This window comes from Brevibacillus sp. FW301-21C12A (assembly GCF_058788915.1).
In genome coordinates, this window is sequence record NZ_JBYTBG010000097.1 from 1 (window position 1) to 2,867 (window position 2,867).

Sequence of the window (2,867 nt, forward strand, 5' to 3'; positions counted from 1 at the left end):
TGGTCAACATTTTGGTGAGCGTTCACACGAAAAACTGCGATAGAGGGAGATCAAGCACGTTTTACGGTGAAGAGCTAATGATATACTTATTTTGTAAAAAATACCTTATGAAGGGATTGATATGGCCGCCTCTTCTACACAAAGGTTCATAAAAAATGAGGTCACGATTCATGCCCCACTGAACTTGGTTTGGTTCGCGTGGACTATTTCTGACAGAGTTTCTGAATGGTTTGCCCCTGAAGCAGTTATAAATCCAATAGAAGGAGGACCATTCGAATTATATTTCGAACCAGGTAACACTACTAGAATGAATACCAAAGGTTGCAAAATAACAAAACTGCTTGATCAAGAAGAATCACAATTTACATGGAAGGGACCAGACCCTTTCGCTGAGATCATGAACAAAGCTAACGAACTGACCATTGTGAAAGTAACGTTTGCGTCAGTGGATCAACAGACCACAACAGTTACCATTGTGCATTCGGGGTTTATGGAAGATGAGAAATGGGAAGAGGCATTTAAGTGGCATCAAATGGCTTGGTCAGGCGTTCTCAGTAGTTTAAAGTCTGCTCATGAAACAGGTAAAGGCAACCTTTGTTGTCAACCATAAATGAAAGGATGTTGCTCAGAAATAATGTAAACCGCCTTTCATGATATAGGTGGTTTCGCCATATGCATCTGTTCCTGATTGGCTCGGGAAAGAACGGCTCATGATCATCTACGTATAAATCCAAGCATCAGTCTAAGCCCGCCCTACGGCATTATTCGCCGTGAGCGGGCTTTATTCATCATTACTTCACTGCAGCTAAGGTGGGATGGTCATGATTGATTACTTCAAAACGATAGCCTTTATCTTTCAAGAACTGTAGCACTCCCGGTAGAGCTTGTGCAGTCGCCATTTTGGTACTGGCATCATGCATCAGGATGACGATTTCCTTCTGATTTTTAACTTGATTCTTCACGTTCGCGAGTGCTTCCTCAGCTGTATAGTGGTTGCTTCGTGCATCCTCATTGGTTACATTCCAATCAATAAAGATGGTACCACGTCTTGCAGCTTCTTCTTTGATTGCGCGCATGACCGGTTTCTCTTTGGTGTAGAGTGTTGGATCTTGATACTTCAGGCTGACCGTATTGGTGATTCCCCCTGGAAAGCGGAAGAATGTCAGCTTGATGCCTGTTGCTTTTTCGATCAACTGGTTGCCTTTGTCAAAATCCGTGAAAAAACCCTGGACGCTTTTGTAAATAACGCGGTAGTCGTGGGAGTACGTATGGCCACCAATTGCGTGACCTTCTGAAACAATCCGCTTCAAAATTGCTTCATGGCCGGGAACATTTCTGCCAACGATAAAGAAGGTAGCCTTCACCTTGAACCGTTTTAGCGTGTCCAGTACCTGTGGGGTTACTGGAGATGGCCCGTCATCAAAGGTCAGATAGGCGACTTTGCTCGTTCCCGGCGTGATTGCCTTGGTAGCAGGACGCGGTTGGACGGACTGATACTGCGGTTTCGGCTGAGAGTTCGTCACACTCGTGCCTGGCTGTGCCCTGGCCGGTGAAGCAGCAGGTGGTGCAGTATTAGGCTTCACAGATAGAGTCTGCTTACTATGGATCAGCTGAGTTGGTTGAAATGGCTGCTCGCCATAAATCAGATATGCCTTGCGAAGCTCGCGGAATTGGGCTAGCGCTTGTTTATATATAGCCTCTATTTCTTGTGGACTCTTTCCTTGCTCCAGATATTGGCCGATCTTGTTCGTGCCCATCACCTGATCGAACAATTCTACGGTTCTGTCGCTTTTCGGCACTGGGAAGTGGATAAGTTGTCTGGCATAGGCCAATGCATAGATCCCGGTTTTTGCCGGATTAAATCGGCGTGGGTCGGTGATATGCAGTCTGACTCCACCTGATGTCTCTTTGCTTTCAGGCAAAAAGGTCACTCCAGGCAGTTTAGTTGCGTTTAACAAATCTGCGTACTGGTCGGAAGGGATTCCAATTCCACCAATCCAGGTGAAGCCGTCTGCCTGATTGAGGTTGATACCTTCTCCCAAACCAGTGGCCATGTAGCCGAACACGGCAGCCAGATCGGGAAGCTGTGGCGAGCTTTGAATCCAGCGAAGTCCGGTCTCCTGAAAAACCATGCTGCGGGTATAGCCTTGCATCGGAACAATAGTCAAGTCCACACCGATGTTCCGGTTGAAAAACAGCGCCAGCTCGCCAATCGTCATGCCATGTGCAAGCGGTAGGGTATCTACCCCAATGATCGAACGGTACGGGCTTTCCAAGACGGGTCCATCCACGATCGTGCCACCGACAGGATTAGGACGATCAAGCACGATTACTGGTTTGCCTTGCTGCTTTGCTGCTGTGAGGCAATACTGCAGGGTGGATATGTAAGTGGAGGTCCGGGAGCCGTTATCCTGCAGATCGACGAGAATTACATCAATGGTAGCGAGCATTTCCTTGGTAGGCATCCGGTTCACCCCGGAAATACTGTAAACCGGGATCCCATAGACAGGATGCGTGTAAGTTTTCACTTGGTCTTTTGACTCGCCCTTTCCGTCCAAACCGTACTCGGGGGCGAATAAGGCTGACAAGGTTAAGGAGTGGTCGCGTCTCAATAAATCAATCGTACTAATTCCCTTGCTGTTTACACCTGTCTGATTGGTGACGAGTCCCACTTTTTTGCCTTCTATTGCTTGATGGAACTGATTGAAGAGTACATCACTTCCCAATTGAATGGCAGAGGTATTGGCGGAACTCCCGCCTGGAGGAAACAACGTTAGAATCAATGATAGGATAAGAAAAACAGTCAGGGAAAAACGCCCTGACTGTCCTTTTTTGCGCTAGAGGATATCCGAAAGTTTGTATTCATA

General features: G+C 47.0%; 2 protein-coding genes. One reads left to right on the plus strand and one right to left on the minus strand.

Annotated elements, in window-relative coordinates; genetic code table 11:
- The first annotated feature begins 121 nt into the window (after positions 1-121).
- Positions 122-610 carry an SRPBCC family protein gene (locus AC3WQH_RS25325; RefSeq protein WP_005835422.1) on the plus strand — a complete coding sequence of 163 codons (489 nt, stop codon included), beginning with the start codon at positions 122-124 and terminating at the stop codon, positions 608-610.
- Between the two features lie 181 nt (positions 611-791).
- Here the strand turns inward: AC3WQH_RS25325 and AC3WQH_RS25330 are convergent, their stop codons facing one another.
- Entirely contained in the window at positions 792-2,807 is a 2,016-nt protein-coding gene (locus AC3WQH_RS25330; protein WP_492332321.1) for an exo-beta-N-acetylmuramidase NamZ domain-containing protein, read from the minus strand.
- Between the last annotated feature and the right edge of the window lie 60 nt (positions 2,808-2,867).

Coding starts and splice junctions, on each gene's coding strand:
- AC3WQH_RS25325 (WP_005835422.1), top strand. CDS start 122: ATGGCCGCCTCTTCTACACAAAGGTTCATAAAAAATGAGGTCACGATT.